This window comes from Sciscionella sediminilitoris (assembly GCF_000737195.2).
In the GTDB taxonomy this organism is placed as follows: Bacteria; Actinomycetota; Actinomycetes; order Mycobacteriales; family Pseudonocardiaceae; genus Sciscionella; species Sciscionella sediminilitoris.
The window spans coordinates 15,023-28,871 of the sequence record NZ_JALM01000016.1; the positions used below are offsets into that span (position 1 = coordinate 15,023).

The 13,849-nt window shown below is 69.3% G+C and carries 17 protein-coding genes; 13 read left to right on the top strand and 4 right to left on the bottom strand.

What is annotated here, in order from left to right; all coding sequences use genetic code 11:
• Positions 1 to 3: 3 nt before the first annotated feature.
• Both AD72_RS07510 and AD72_RS07515 read right to left on the bottom strand, forming a co-directional pair.
• Positions 4 to 984 carry a 5-oxoprolinase subunit C family protein gene (locus AD72_RS07510; RefSeq protein WP_031465684.1) on the bottom strand — a complete coding sequence of 327 codons (981 nt, stop codon included), beginning with the start codon at positions 982 to 984 and terminating at the stop codon, positions 4 to 6.
• Positions 981 to 1,880, bottom strand: a complete 900-nt coding sequence (locus tag AD72_RS07515) for a 5-oxoprolinase subunit B family protein (RefSeq protein WP_031465685.1) — start codon at positions 1,878 to 1,880, stop codon at positions 981 to 983. Before AD72_RS07515 ends, AD72_RS07510 begins: the two co-directional genes overlap by 4 nt.
• Positions 1,881 to 2,006: 126 nt before the next feature.
• Here AD72_RS07515 and AD72_RS07520 point away from each other — a divergent pair, with 126 nt between their 5' ends.
• The 3 genes from AD72_RS07520 to pdxS all read left to right on the top strand — a co-directional run bounded on the left by AD72_RS07520 (position 2,007) and on the right by pdxS (position 5,273).
• Positions 2,007 to 3,473 carry a PucR family transcriptional regulator gene (locus AD72_RS07520; RefSeq protein ID WP_051898160.1) on the top strand — a complete coding sequence of 489 codons (1,467 nt, stop codon included), beginning with the start codon at positions 2,007 to 2,009 and terminating at the stop codon, positions 3,471 to 3,473.
• 61 nt (positions 3,474 to 3,534) lie between these two features.
• On the top strand, positions 3,535 to 4,305 hold the full coding sequence (locus AD72_RS07525) for a LamB/YcsF family protein (protein WP_031465687.1): 771 nt from the start codon (positions 3,535 to 3,537) through the stop codon (positions 4,303 to 4,305).
• A gap of 68 nt (positions 4,306 to 4,373) precedes the next feature.
• Positions 4,374 to 5,273 carry a pyridoxal 5'-phosphate synthase lyase subunit PdxS gene (gene pdxS / locus AD72_RS07530; protein ID WP_031465688.1) on the top strand — a complete coding sequence of 300 codons (900 nt, stop codon included), beginning with the start codon at positions 4,374 to 4,376 and terminating at the stop codon, positions 5,271 to 5,273.
• A gap of 7 nt (positions 5,274 to 5,280) precedes the next feature.
• Here the strand turns inward: pdxS and AD72_RS07535 are convergent, their stop codons facing one another.
• Positions 5,281 to 5,865: a helix-turn-helix domain-containing protein gene (locus tag AD72_RS07535; RefSeq protein ID WP_051898167.1), complete on the bottom strand. Its 585-nt coding sequence runs from the start codon at positions 5,863 to 5,865 to the stop codon at positions 5,281 to 5,283.
• A gap of 51 nt (positions 5,866 to 5,916) precedes the next feature.
• On the opposite strand from AD72_RS07535, the gene AD72_RS07540 reads away from it, so the two are divergent.
• The 6 genes from AD72_RS07540 to AD72_RS07565 are packed head-to-tail and all read left to right on the top strand — an operon-like array spanning position 5,917 to position 10,364.
• A complete protein-coding gene (locus tag AD72_RS07540; RefSeq protein ID WP_031465690.1) occupies positions 5,917 to 6,618 on the top strand; it encodes an AzlC family ABC transporter permease in 702 nt (233 codons plus the stop codon).
• Positions 6,609 to 6,917, top strand: coding sequence for an AzlD domain-containing protein (locus AD72_RS07545; RefSeq protein ID WP_031465691.1), 309 nt, complete (start codon positions 6,609 to 6,611; stop codon positions 6,915 to 6,917). The genes AD72_RS07540 and AD72_RS07545 overlap by 10 nt, the downstream gene beginning before the upstream one ends.
• Positions 6,918 to 6,970: 53 nt before the next feature.
• Positions 6,971 to 8,410: an amino acid permease gene (locus AD72_RS07550; RefSeq protein ID WP_082468802.1), complete on the top strand. Its 1,440-nt coding sequence runs from the start codon at positions 6,971 to 6,973 to the stop codon at positions 8,408 to 8,410.
• Between the two features lie 4 nt (positions 8,411 to 8,414).
• Entirely contained in the window at positions 8,415 to 9,023 is a 609-nt protein-coding gene (pdxT, locus tag AD72_RS07555; RefSeq protein ID WP_031465693.1) for a pyridoxal 5'-phosphate synthase glutaminase subunit PdxT, read from the top strand.
• A gap of 15 nt (positions 9,024 to 9,038) precedes the next feature.
• Entirely contained in the window at positions 9,039 to 9,788 is a 750-nt protein-coding gene (locus AD72_RS07560) for a YebC/PmpR family DNA-binding transcriptional regulator (RefSeq protein WP_031465694.1), read from the top strand.
• 54 nt (positions 9,789 to 9,842) lie between these two features.
• Entirely contained in the window at positions 9,843 to 10,364 is a 522-nt protein-coding gene (locus tag AD72_RS07565) for a DUF4262 domain-containing protein (RefSeq protein WP_031465695.1), read from the top strand.
• A gap of 19 nt (positions 10,365 to 10,383) precedes the next feature.
• Here AD72_RS07565 and AD72_RS07570 read toward each other — a convergent pair whose 3' ends face one another.
• On the bottom strand, positions 10,384 to 10,818 hold the full coding sequence (locus AD72_RS07570; protein WP_031465696.1) for a cupin domain-containing protein: 435 nt from the start codon (positions 10,816 to 10,818) through the stop codon (positions 10,384 to 10,386).
• An 85-nt stretch (positions 10,819 to 10,903) separates the two neighbouring features.
• On the opposite strand from AD72_RS07570, the gene ruvC reads away from it, so the two are divergent.
• The 4 genes from ruvC (at position 10,904) to yajC (ending at position 13,680) form a co-directional block, all read left to right on the top strand.
• Complete coding sequence (gene ruvC, locus AD72_RS07575) at positions 10,904 to 11,473, top strand: crossover junction endodeoxyribonuclease RuvC (protein ID WP_031465697.1); 570 nt, start codon at positions 10,904 to 10,906, stop codon at positions 11,471 to 11,473.
• A complete protein-coding gene (gene ruvA, locus AD72_RS07580) occupies positions 11,470 to 12,063 on the top strand; it encodes a Holliday junction branch migration protein RuvA (protein ID WP_031465698.1) in 594 nt (197 codons plus the stop codon). The genes ruvC and ruvA overlap by 4 nt, the downstream gene beginning before the upstream one ends.
• A 15-nt stretch (positions 12,064 to 12,078) precedes the next feature.
• Positions 12,079 to 13,128, top strand: coding sequence for a Holliday junction branch migration DNA helicase RuvB (gene ruvB / locus AD72_RS07585; protein WP_031465699.1), 1,050 nt, complete (start codon positions 12,079 to 12,081; stop codon positions 13,126 to 13,128).
• A gap of 165 nt (positions 13,129 to 13,293) precedes the next feature.
• On the top strand, positions 13,294 to 13,680 hold the full coding sequence (yajC, locus tag AD72_RS07590) for a preprotein translocase subunit YajC (RefSeq protein WP_031465700.1): 387 nt from the start codon (positions 13,294 to 13,296) through the stop codon (positions 13,678 to 13,680).
• Positions 13,681 to 13,849 lie beyond the last annotated feature (169 nt).

Genomic DNA, 13,849 nt, shown 5'->3' on the forward strand with positions numbered 1-13,849 from the left:
CCTCTAGTTGCCGGTGAGGGCTTCGCGGATGGTGTCGATGCGGGCCGCCCGTTCGCGGCGCGCGGTGAGCGCGGTGTCGAGGTCTGTTTCGACGAACCGCACCGTTTCCCCGGTCTTGGCCTGGCCGATGCGGTCCCGGTCCACCGAGATGACCGTGCCGGTGGTGGCGTACCCACCGCCGGTGACCGCGTCGTTGAGCAGCACGATCGGTTCGTCCCCGCCGGGGAGCTGGATCGAACCGACGGGGTAACCGAGGTCGACCACATTGGCCGGATCGCTGCCCGCGCCGAAGGGCTGCGCGCGGTCGGTGAATTCGAGGCTCCCGCCCCGGAGCCGGTAGCCGACCCGGTTGGCGTCCTTGGTGATCTTCCAATCGGTGTCCAGGAAGGTCTGCAGGCCCTGCTCGGTCAGCCGGTAGGAGCACAGGCCGATGATGGTGCGCAGTTCGGCGGGGGTGTCGAAGTCCGGCCGCAGCGACTCGGGAACGCTGCGGCCCGCGCGGGCGCGGGTTCCGGCCTCGCCGAGCGGCAACCGGTCCGCATCCGCGAGTTTGCGGCCGTCGAATCCGCCGATGCCGGTGAGCGTGTAGGTCGAGCGCGAGCCGAGATAGACCGGGACATCGATGCCCCCGGACACCGCGATGTACAGGCGCGCGCCCGCGGTGAGCATGCTGAACCCGAGCACATCGCCGGGCCCGACCGCGACCGCGGTCCACGCCTCGACGGGTTCGCCGTTCACCGTGACCGGTGCCGTCGCTCCGGTGACCGCGATCAGGCGGTCGTCGGTGAACTCGAGTGTCGGCCCGATGTAGGTCGCTTCCAGCAGCCCGGTGTTCGGTTCGTTGCCCACGAGCAGGTTCGCCGCGCTCGCGGAGTACTGGTCCATGGCACCGGAGGGCGGCATGCCGATGCGGTAATACCCGGGCCGCCCGAGATCCTGCACGGTGGTGAACAGTCCACCGGCGTGCACGCGGATGTCGCTCATCGGTACAGCACCTCCAGCAGTTCGCGGTTGACCGTGTCCGGATCGGCGATCAGCCGTGCGGGTTCGAACGAGGCCTCGCGGATGCGGTAGCGGAAGCTGCCGTCCTCCACCTGACCGCGTACCCGATCGAACTCGGCCCGGTCGATAGCCCGGTAGCGGAGCACGTCACCGGCCTTCGGGAACACGATGCCCTCGGCGAAATCCGGGAGCCGCTGGGCGAGATCGAACACCGGGGCCGGGGCCATGCCGAACAACTGGTACCCGCCTGCCCCGCGAACCGGGTACACCACGGAGAACGCGCCGCCGAAGCCGAAGGAGCGCTCCGGGGTGTCGGTGCGCGGCCGGACGTATTTGGGTACCTCGATCTGGCGTTCTTTCGGGACGAGCTGATAGCAGAACGGCAGCCCGGGAACGAAGCCGAGCATCGTCACGATGTACGGCGCCGAGGAGATCGCCTCGATCAGCGCGCCGACGTTCTCGAACCCGTTGATGCGGGCCGCGTATTCGAGATCCGTCCCGCTCGGATCCTGGTGGTTGTCCCGGAACCGCATCAGCGTCTCTCTGGTCCACGGGTCGTCGAAAAGCACCGGAACATCGACCACCCGGGTGTGCAGCACGTAGTCCCGCGGCAGTTCACCCACCGAGGCCTCGAGGCCGCGCAGTTCCTCCACGAGCTCACGGGGATCGAGCCGGTCCGGGTCGATGCGCACCATGTAGGACGCGTTGGAGGGGCAGATGTCGATCACGCCGTCGATGTCCAGCTCCCGCAGGGCATTGGTGACGGCCATTCCCTTGAAGTTCGCTTCGAGGCTCATCGCCTGGTCGAGTTCCACGAACAGGAACTCGTCGCCGCCGTACTCATAGCGCGCGGGTGGCAGCTTGGTCGGGGTGTCCACGGGTAGGCTCCTCGCCGTCGTTGGCGGAATGGGTGTCCACAGCCTGACCCCGGCGCGGCTTCCGGGCCAGTCGACGAATCGTCGAATTTCCCGGCGGGTCACTGTCCGAAATGGTAGTTTCCCGCCATGGGTCCGACGGTGCGCGTACTTCTGGACCATCCAGCGCTTGGCCTGAACCTCCGCGCCGGTCAGGCCTGCGAGGAGCCGATCTCCTGGGTGCACGCCAGCGAGCTGCTCGACCCGACGCCGTTTCTCGGTGGCGGGGAGCTGTTGCTCACCGCGGGCCTCACGCTGCCCGCGGCCGAACGCGAGCAGGCCGAGTACATCTCCCGGCTCGCGGGCGCCGGAGTGGCCGGGCTCGGTTTCGGTGTCGAACTCGGCCACGACCGGATCCCCGAAGGCCTGATCGCCGCCGCGGACCGGGTCGGTCTAGCCCTGCTCGAAGTGCCGCACCGCACCCCGTTCATCGAGATCTCCAAAACCATCGCGCAATGGCTCGCCGAGGAGACCAACCGGGAATCCCTCCGTGCCGAACGGGCCCGTCAGGCGCTGATCCGCACCGCGCTGCGCGCCGGTGGTCTGTCCGGCCTCGCCACTCAGCTGGGCAAGCACCTGGACTGCTGGGCCGTGTTTCTCGATGCCACCGGGCAACCGGTCGGGGCCGAACCCGCCACCGCGACCGACCGGCTGCCGCCGCTCGCGGACCAGCTCCGCCTGCTGCGCACCGCACGCGCTCCGGCCGGGATGAGCCTGACCGTGGAAACGGAAACGGTGGCCGCCCAGTCGCTCGGTTCGGGCACGCATCCCGTCGGGTTCCTGATCGCCGGTCGCCGCACCGCGTTCAACCCGACCGATCAGCACATCCTGCACATCGCCGCCGCTCTGCTCTCGGTGGCGCTGCGTACGACGAGCCCGGTCGCCGACGCGCGGGTGCGCACCGTGGCACTGCGGTTGCTGCTCGACGGCCGGGCCGAGCTCTGCGCCGAGCTCGGTGTGCCCGCACCTCCGGACGAGCTCGTGGTGCTCGCCTGCACGGGATACACGGAGTCCTTCGTCCGCGACTGTCATGCCGCGGGGATGTTCACCGCCGAACTCGAGGATGCGCTGATCGTGCTCGCCCCGGCCGAACGGCGCCCGCCCTCGGCGCGGCACATCGGCGTGTCCGCGCCGGCCGGGCCGAGTGGCATCGCCGAGGCCTACCGGCAGGCCCGCACCGCACTGCGCGCGAGCATCCGGCACGGCACCGCGGTCACCAGGTTCACCGAGCTGGGTCTGGGGATTTTCGCTCAACTGCCGGACATTCCGACCGAGACCGTGCTGCGCCCGCTCGTCGAGCACGACCAGGCCCAGCGCGGTGACCTGCTCGGCTCGCTGCGCACCTGGCTCACCTGTCACGGACAGTGGGAGCAGGCGGCGAACCGGCTCGGCGTCCATCGGCACACGCTGCGCAACCGCATCGAGAAGGCCGAGACACTACTCGGCCGCAGCCTCGATTCACCGGACATTCGCGCCGAACTCTGGTTCGCGCTGCGCCGGCGCGAGGAAATGTCCAATCTGTCCAACCCGGCCGGGGAGAGCACACCGAATCGGTAGATTCCGCGGTGGAGCTGCCCGCCCTACAGTCGCCGGTGAACAGAAGGACGGAGGGTTCGTCATGAAGCACCTGATCGACCTCAACGCCGATGCCGGGGAAAGCTTCGGGCGCTGGCGACTCGGCGACGATGCCGCGGTGATTCCCCAGGTGACCTCGGTCAACGTGGCCTGCGGCTGGCATGCCGGTGATCCGGCGACGATGCGGCGCAGTATCGAGCTCGCCCGCGACCACGGTGTCGCCCTCGGTGCGCACCCCGGCTTGCCCGATCTGGCGGGCTTCGGCCGCCGCGCCATGACGCTGGCCCCCGGCGAGGCCGCCGACGCCTGCCTCTACCAGTACGGCGCGCTGCGCGGCATCGCGGACAGCCTCGGCACACCGGTGACCCACATCAAACCGCACGGCGCCTTCTACGGCCTGACGATCCGCGAGCCCGGGGTGACCGACGCGATCAGCGATGCCGTGCAGGCCCTGCCCGGGGATGTGCTGCTCGTGCTGCTCGCCGGGCCGACCGCGGACCGTGCCCTGGCCCGCAATCCGCGCATCGCCCGGGAGGCGTTCGCCGATCTCGACTACGACGACGAGGGCCACATCATCATCGAACCCGATCCGCAGCCCAAGGATCCGCAGGCCTGCGCCCGGCAGATGCTCGACATCCTGCGCGGTGAGGTCACCAGTGTGCGCGGCAAGACCATCCCGGTGGACGCGGACACCGTCTGTATCCACGGTGACCGCCCGAACGCCCCGGAGATCGCCCGGGTCATCCGCGAACAGCTCGCCGAGCACCAGGTCGAGATCGCCCCGATCCATGAGGTGCTCGCCGCTCGTGGGTGAAGTGGACTGCTGAACTCGGCCGGTAATGGCATGCTCGAAAGGTCCACCTCCGGCCTACTGTCGGAACCGTGACAACAACACTCGACTCCAAGATCGGCACCGCACGGGTCAAGCGCGGGATGGCCGAGATGCTCAAAGGCGGCGTGATCATGGACGTGGTCACGCCGGAACAGGCGAAGATCGCCGAGGACGCCGGTGCGGTCGCGGTGATGGCACTCGAACGAGTGCCCGCCGACATCCGTGCTCAGGGCGGCGTTGCCCGGATGAGCGATCCCGACCTGATCAGCGGCATCGTGGACGCCGTGTCCATCCCGGTGATGGCCAAGGCACGGATCGGGCACTTCGTCGAGGCACAGATACTGCAGTCCCTCGGCGTGGACTACATCGACGAGTCCGAGGTGCTCACCCCGGCCGACTACGCCAACCACATCGACAAGTTCGGCTTCACCGTCCCGTTCGTCTGCGGGGCGACCAATCTCGGCGAGGCGCTGCGCAGGCTCACCGAGGGCGCGGCGATGATCCGGTCCAAGGGCGAGGCGGGCACCGGGGACGTCTCGAACGCGACCACGCACATGCGCGCCATCCGTGCCGAGATCCGCAAACTCACCTCGCTGCCCGAGGACGAGCTCTATGTGGCGGCCAAGGAACTGCAGGCACCCTACGAACTGGTGCGTGAGGTCGCGAGCAAGGGCAAGCTCCCGGTGGTGCTGTTCACCGCGGGCGGGATCGCCACCCCGGCGGACGCGGCCATGATGATGCAGCTCGGCGCCGAGGGCGTGTTCGTCGGTTCGGGGATCTTCAAATCGGGCGACCCGGCACGGCGCGCCGCCGCGATCGTCAAGGCCACCACCTTCTACGACGACCCGGATGTGCTCGCCAAGACCTCCCGCGGACTCGGCGAGGCGATGGTGGGACTGACCGTGGACGCGATCCCGGAACCGCACCGGCTCGCCGAACGCGGCTGGTGAACGCGTCTCAGGCGTACTCGCCGACCAGGACCGCGCTCGTACCTTCCTGCAGCGCCTTGAAGGTGTGCGGAATGTCCGCGGGGTAGGAGACGTAGTCGCCGGGATGCAGCTCCACGGCGTCCTCGATCGGCCCGACGAGCGCGCGCCCGGCACACAGCAGCACGTGCTCGACCGCCCCGCGCATGTGCGGGTCGGAATCGTGTGCCGGGCCCGGTTCGGCGGTGATGTGGTACAGGTCGTGGCGTCCGTGCGCGGGTAGCGAGGCGAGCAGCCCGGCCTGGTACGGCGCGTGTTCCGCGGTGAGCTTCGGCCCCTCGCCGGCGCGCACCACGCGCACCACGGGCTGGGGTGGGTCGACGAGCCGGGAGACCGCGATCTCCAGTGCCCCGGCGAGTGCCCAAAGGGTCTCCAGGCTCGGGTTCCCGATCCCGGTCTCCAGCTGGGACAGGGTGGACTTGCCGATGCCCGCCCGCTTGGCGAGCTCGGAGAGCGACACCCCGGCGCGGTGCCGCTCGGCCCGCAGCGCCGCGGAGATCCGTTCGATCGGCACCGGAGTGGGCTGTGCCGGGGGCCGCTGTCCCGTATCCGTCATCACGACACCTCCGGTTGACGCGCGCCTTCCACGAGGTTCATCATAACGAACATGCGTTCGTTCTACAGAACACTGCGGGCGAACCTCGATGCCAAGACGGTACGGGACATCAGCCTGCTGCTGGCCGCCGCGGTGCTCGACGGGATTTCCTTCGGTGCCATCGCGGTCGGCTACGGTCTGCCGGTCTGGGTCCCCGTGGTGATGACCCTGCTGGTGTTCGCCGGTGGTTCGCAGCTGCTGCTCGTCGGCCTGGTCGGGGCGGGGGCGAGCCCGGCGATGGCGGTGGCGGCCGGGCTGCTGGTGAACCTGCGGCACCTGCCGTTCGGTCTGGCGGTCTCGGACCTGATCGGCAAACGCCTCGCGGCCAGGCTGGTCGGCACCCACCTGATGGTCGACGAATCGGTGGCGTTCGCCCTCGCCAAGGAGGACCGGAACAAGGCGCGGGCCAGCTACTGGACGGTCGGCGTGGGGATGTTCTTCGCGTGGACCCTCGGAGTGGTCATCGGTGCGCTGGTGGGCCGGGCGGTCGGGGATGTGCGGGCCTTCGGGGTCGACGCGGCGTTCCCCGCGGTACTGTTCGCGCTCGTCCTGCCCGCGCTGAAGGACCGGAACACACTGGCCGCGGTGCTGCTGGGCTGCGCGCTCGCCCTGACCACGACCACGGTGCTGCCCGCCGGGGTTCCGGTGCTGGTGGCGCTGCTCGGACTGGTGGTGCTGGCGGTGCGGCGCTCGGAGCGTGCGGCATGCCCCTGATCGCGATCCTGATCCTGGCGCTTGGCACCTACGCCATCCGGCTCACCGGTCCGCTCCTTGCCGGTCGGGTGGAGTTCTCGGCACGCACGAAACGGGTGCTGACCGTCTCGGCCACGATCCTGCTCGCCGCCCTGGCCGCGACGACCGCGGTGTTCGCCGGGGAGCAGTTCGCGGGTTGGGCCCGGCCTGCCGGGGTCGCGGTGGGCGTGCTGCTCGCGCTGCGCCGGGCACCATTGGTGGTGGTCGTGCTGGCCGCGGCGGGCACTGCCGCCGGGCTGCGTGCCCTCGGTGTCGCCTGAAAGTAGTGGGGTGCGCGCGGACCGTCCCGCCGCCTGGGATAGCTTCTCCCGTCGTGGTGGGAGTGAACAAGGACGTCGAGCACACGGTCGGGCGCGAGGGCTACGGCACTGGGCTGAGCAGACGCCACGTGCAGATGATCGCGATCGGCGGCTCGATCGGGGTGGGACTGTTCCTCGGTTCGGGCGGCCGGATGCACTCGATCGGCCCGGCGCTGGTGCTGGCGTACGCCCTGTGCGGGCTGGCCGGGTTCTTCGTGATGCGCGCCCTGGGCGAACTGGCCCTGTACCGGCCGAGCTCGGGCAGCTTCGTGACGTACTCGCGGGAATTCATCGGCCCGTGGGCGGGGTTCGCCTCGGGCTGGATGTACTGGATGAACTGGGCGACCACCGGGGTCGCCGAGATCACCGCGGTCGGTACCTATGTGCAGAAGTGGGCACCGGGGATGCCGCAGTGGATCACCGCGCTGCTGGCGCTGGGTGTGCTGCTGCTGATCAACCTGATCTCGGTGAAGGTGTTCGGGGAGCTGGAGTTCTGGTTCTCCGTGCTCAAGGTGGTCGCGATCTGCGCGTTCCTCGCGGTGGGGATCTTCATCGCGATCGACGGCTCGAACATGGGCGGCGGGGTGACCGCGGGCCCGCACAACCTGGTGGCGGGCGGCGGGTTCTTCCCGAACGGTTTCGGCGTCGTGCTGATCTCGCTGCAGGCGGTGATCTTCGCGTACTCGGCGATCGAGATGGTCGGGATCACCGCGGGGGAGACGGCCAACCCGCAGAAGGTGCTTCCGAAGGCGGTCAACGCGGTGGCCTGGCGGATCGCGGTGTTCTACATCGGTTCGATTCTGCTGCTGGGCATGGCGCTGCCGCACACGATGTACAACGGGGACGCCTCACCGTTCGTGATGGTGTTCTCCAAGGTCGGGATCCCGGCGGCCGGGGACCTGATGAACGTCGTGGTGATCACCGCGGCGCTGTCCTCGTGCAACTCGGGCCTGTACTCCACCGGCCGGATCCTGCGCAGCCTCGCCCAGCGCGGGGAGGCACCCCGGTTCGCCGGACGGATGAGCTCCCGGCAGGTCCCGGTGGGCGGTATCGCGCTCACCGCGATCGTCTACCTGGCCGGGATCGTGCTGAACTTCTTCGTCCCGAAGGAAGCCTTTGACCTGGCGACCTCGGTGGCCGGGGTCGGCGTGATCGCGACCTGGGCGGCGTTCCTGTACTCGAACGCCCGGTTCAACGCCCGGACCCGGCGCGGGGAACTGGAACGGCCCAGTTTCCGGATGCCCGGGGCGCCCTGGACCAACTACGGCACCCTGATCTTCCTGGCGCTGGTCGTGGTCCTGATGGGGTTCACCGACGAGACCGCGCAACGCATCGCGTTCTTCATCGCCGTGCCGGGAGCCGCCGTGGTCCTGATCATCGGCTGGCTCTGCGTACGCAAGCGCAGCCACGCGGCGGCGAGGGCGGAAGAGTCCGAACAGGCACAACTATCATGACCGCATGACACCGAACATCGGCGTACTCGCGTTGCAGGGCGACGTGCGTGAACACGTCCTCGCCCTCGAGTCCTGCGGGGTGCGCGCCTGCCCCGTACGGCGTCCGGAAGAGCTGGCCGCGGTGGACGGGCTCGTACTCCCCGGCGGCGAGTCCACGGCCATGAACCGCTTGCTCGAGCAGTTCGAGCTCGGGGAACCGCTGCGGGCCCGGCTCGCCGAGGGAATGCCCGCCTACGGTTCCTGCGCGGGCATGATCCTGCTCGCGAAGGAGATCCTGGACGGGCGCGAGGACCAGCAGCCACTCGGCGCGCTGGACATCGTGGTCCGCCGCAATGCCTTCGGCAGGCAGGTGGACTCGTTCGAGACCGAGCTCGCGTTCTCCGGGATCGCGGACCCGGTCCACGCCGTGTTCATCCGCGCCCCCTGGGTGGAATCGCGCGCCGAGCACGTGGAAGTGCTCGCCACCATCCCCGAGGGCGCGGAGCACGGACCGGCCGCCGGTAGGATCGTCGCCGCTCGCCAGGGTTCGGTGCTCGTCACCGCGTTCCACCCGGAGCTGACCGGAGACGCGCGGGTGCACAACCGGTTCGTCGAGCTCGTACGCGAGCACTGAGGAGGAGGAAATACGATGAGCGGCCACTCCAAATGGGCCACGACGAAACACAAGAAGGCGGGCATCGACGCCAAGCGCGGCAAGCTGTTCGCGAAACTGGTGAAGAACATCGAGGTCGCCGCGCGTTCCGGCGGTGGGGATCCGGACGGGAACCCGACCCTCTACGACGCCATCCTCAAGGCGACCAAGAACTCGGTGCCCAAGGACAACATCGAGCGGGCGCGCAAGCGCGGTGCCGGCGAGGAAGCTGGCGGTGCCGAATACCAGACCATCATGTACGAGGGCTACGCGCCCGGTGGGGTCGCACTGCTCATCGAGTGCCTGACCGACAACCGCAACCGCGCGGCCGGTGAGGTGCGCACCGCGATGACCCGCAACGGCGGAACCATGGCCGACCCGGGCTCGGTGCAGTACCTGTTCGAGCGCAAGGGCGTCGTGCTGGTGACCAAGGGTGAACTGAGCGAGGACGACGTGCTCGGGGCCGTGCTGGACGCGGGTGCGGAGGAGATCAGCGATCTCGGTGAGCAGTTCGAGATCATCTCGGAAGCCGGCGATCTGGTCGCGGTGCGCACCGCACTGCGGGATGCGGGCTACGAGTACGACTCCGCGGAGGCGAACTTCCTGCCGTCCATGACCGTGGATCTGGACGCGGACAACGCCCGTAAGGTCTTCAAGCTCGTCGACGCGCTCGAGGACTCGGACGATGTACAGAACGTGTACGGAAACTTCGACGTGGCCGACGAGGTTCTTGCCGAAGTCGGCTGATCGCAAGAAAATTCGGCGTGGGGTGCATGACTCCGGCCGGGGGTCCTTGGCAGAATGTGCGCCGTGACAACGCTGCCGCTCTCCGAGGAAGACACCGCACTCCGCCGCTGGATGCTGGCGCAGGCCGAAGAACACGGCTGCGCTCTCATTCAGGTCGACGAGGACGACACCGGTTCCGGCTACACGTTCTCCGCCGGAGCGTGGCGTCGTTACGGTGTGCCGGAGGCCGTTGTCGTCGGTCTGGATCCGGAAATGGCCGCGGAACTGATCCACCGCTACGTGCACCGCGCGGCGGCGGGGGAGCGGTTCGTGCCCGGCGGGCTCTACGGGGATTTCTTCGAGGGCGTTGCACTGACCGTGGAGCGGGTCGCCCCGAGCTGGTATCCCGAATACCTCGGCAGCGCGTTCCTGTTGTACAGCAACGGGGATTTCCCGGCGCTGCAGATCATCGTGCCGACCTCGGAGGGCTACTGGCCGTGGAGCCTGGACGCCCCGGCTGGGTTCGCGGCCTGGCAGCCGGTGCTCACCGAGAGCGGTAAGCCGGAAAGCTGGCGGCCGGGCCACGACGGTCCGTGATCCGGAAACCCTTGGCAGTTCACCGAGTCCGGGCCAGCCGCCGGATGTCCGCGGCGGCCGAGGGATACCGGTCCGCCAGTTCCGGATCGGCGAATCGCACGCAGTCCTCGGTGTAGGGCGGGACCACGACGGTGCCGAGCAGCGAGTAGTCGCCGAGTGTTTCGGTGGCCTGCCAGGTGTTCGCGGGAACGAACACCTGTGGACGTTCGCCCGCTCCGACACCCAGCACCGGGCGGGTCACCGAACCGTCCGGATGCAGCAACAGCATCCTGGCCGGTGCGCCCCCGTGGAAGAGGAACACCTCGGCACGGTCGAGGCGGTGCAGCGCGGAGAAGGCGGGTGCCTGCAACAGGTAGTAGATCCCCGAACTGTCCGCGTCCCGGTGGCTCTGCGCCCAGAGACCGCCCTCGACCGGCAGCGGGGACAGGCCGAGCTCACTGATGTAGTCGTGCATCCGGCCACGATAGCTGTGTGTCGCTCGCCGGAGCGGGCATTCCGCACGGTAGGGTTCGAACTGATGTTCGTAGGGAGGTGTGCCCGTGCGGGTACTTGGCGTTGACCCGGGCCTGACCAGGTGCGGGCTCGGCGTGGTCGACGGGACCGGTGGGCGCACCGTGCGCTGTGTGGATGTCGGCGTGGTGCGCACACCCGCCGATGCGGAGCTCGCCACCCGGCTGCTGCTGGTGGCCGAGGCCGCCGAGCGCTGGCTCGAGGAATACCGCCCGGAAGTGGTCGCGATCGAGCGGGTGTTCAGCCAGCACAACGTGCGCACCGCGATGGGCACCGCGCAGGCCGGCGGGGTGGTGGCGCTGGCCGCGGCACGGCGCGGTATCACCGTCGCGTTCCACACCCCCTCGGAGATGAAGGCCGCGGTCACCGGCTCGGGACAGGCGGACAAGAAGCAGGTCACCGCGATGGTGACCCGGCTGCTCGGGCTCGACCAGCGCCCGAGCCCGGCGGACGCGGCGGACGCGCTCGGGCTCGCGATCTGTCACGTGTGGCGCGGTCCGATGAACAACCGGATGTCCGAGGCCAGGCGGCGCTCGGCGGAACTCGCCAAGGCGCACCGGGCGAAGCTGGCCAAGGCGCAACGGGAGGCACGGCGATGATCAGTCAGCTGCGCGGCACGGTGGTCGGTATCGGACTCGACTCCTGCGTGCTCGACGTGGGCGGGGTCGGCTACGCGATCCTGGCGACCCCGGCGACCCTGGCCGTCCTGCGCACCGGAACCGAGGCGACGCTGGCGACCTCGCTCGTGGTGCGCGAGGACTCCATGACCCTCTACGGGTTCACCGACACCGAGGCGCGGGACCTGTTCACCCTGCTGCAGACGGTCTCCGGGATCGGCCCGCGGATCGCGCTCGCGATGCTGGCCGTGCTCGAACCGGACGCGCTCACCACGGCGATCGCCGAGGAGGATGTGCGCACCCTGACCACGGTGCCCGGGATCGGGCGCAAGGGCGCCGAACGGCTCGTGCTCGAACTGCGCGACAAGGTCGGTGCGGTGCGCGGGGCGAACTCGGCGGCTCAGCCGGCCAGTGGCGGGGTCCGCGCCTCGGTCGTCGAAGCGCTCACCGGGCTCGGGTTCGCGGTCAAACAGGCCGAGTCCGCGGTGGACAAGGTGCTCGCCCAGAACGAACAGCCGCACGAGAACTCCGCCGTGCTGCGCGGCGCGCTTACTATGCTCGGGCGCAAGTAACGAGGAGCGCCCGCGATGGACAGTGACGACGAGCAGGAACGGGAAGTCGCCCCCGAGGCGATGGTGGCCGACCTCGATGTGGAATCGACGCTGCGGCCCAAGACGCTGCGCGAGTTCATCGGCCAGGAGAAGGTCTCCGAACAGCTCGAGCTGGTGCTGCACGGTGCCAAGCAGCGTGGCGAATCCCCGGACCACGTGCTGCTCTCCGGCCCGCCCGGGCTCGGCAAGACCAGCCTCGCGATGATCATCGCCGCCGAACTGGGCACCTCGCTGCGGGTCACCTCCGGTCCGGCGCTCGAGCGGCCCGGCGATCTCGCGGCCATGCTGTCCAATCTCGCCGAGGGCGATGTGCTGTTCATCGACGAGATCCACCGGATCGCGCGCCCGGCCGAGGAGATGCTGTACCTGGCCATGGAGGACTTCCGGGTGGACGTGGTCGTCGGGAAGGGGCCCGGTGCCACCAGCATTCCCCTCGACGTGGCGCCGTTCACCCTGGTCGGGGCGACCACCCGGTCCGGGGCGCTGACCTCCCCGCTGCGCGACCGTTTCGGGTTCACCGGGCACATGGAGTTCTATCGCCCGGCCGAACTGGAACTGGTGGTGCGCCGTTCCGCGGGGATCCTCGGCATCGAGCTGCACGCGGACGGCGGCACCGAGATCGCGCGGCGGTCCCGGGGTACCCCACGGATCGCGAACCGGCTGCTGCGCCGGGTCCGCGACTACGCCCAGGTGCGCGCGGACGGAGCGGTGACCCTGGAGACGGCCCGCGCCGCGCTCGAGGTCTACGACGTGGACGAACTGGGCCTGGACCGCCTGGACCGCGCGGTGCTCAGCGCCCTGGTGCGCAGCTTCAACGGCGGACCGGTCGGCGTGTCCACGCTCGCGGTCTCGGTCGGCGAGGAATCGAGCACCGTGGAGGAGGTCTGCGAACCGTACCTTGTACGGGCGGGTATGCTCGCTCGCACTCCGCGTGGGCGGGTGGCCACCGCCGCGGCATGGGCGCACCTCGGACTGACCGCGCCACCGGATGCGGTGGGTGACGGGCAAGCTACCCTTTTCGGGTGACGGGCTGCGCTACACTCGGTTGTCGAGGGCGTCTACCTCGGCAGGTTGTCGCGGCGTGGCACACTGGGTAGCGCGGAATCGGACAATCTAAGAACTTGAGCACCGCTCAGACGGGCGAGTGCCCAGCACGACGACGTGGCGCCGAAGCCACCCGAATGGAGAGCAATGTCCCAGACCCTGATCCTCCCGCTCCTCATCCTGGTCCTCGCGATTCCGATGTTCTTCAGCTTCCGCAAGCAGAAGCGGATGCAGCAGCAGCAGCGGGATCTGCAGAGCTCGATCGGCCCCGGTGACCGCGTCATGACCACCTCCGGCCTGTACGGCACGGTGAGCAGGACCGACGACACCACGATCGACATCGAGATCGCCCCCGGCATGGTCACGACCTGGCTGCGCCAGGCGGTCCGCGAGAAGGTGCAGCCGGAGACCGAGGCGGACACCGCGACCACCGCGGAGACCCCGGCCGAGAGCAGCGAGAACACCGAGCCCGCCGAGGTCGAGGCCACCAGTGGCGCCAGCGTCGCGGAGCCGCTCGAGCACAAGACTCGCTGAGGCTGGCGTAACTCCGGCCCGGAACACCGACCGAACACCGGTGCGAGTACGGTGTGGCCAACCTATTACCGCCCGCTGTCTCCGCTCCGGCGTGCAGACCACCGGCAGGCGCGCAGTCGCCTCTGGTGGTTTTCGCGTGTACGGGCTGCGGAGCGCGATGAGGACCGTT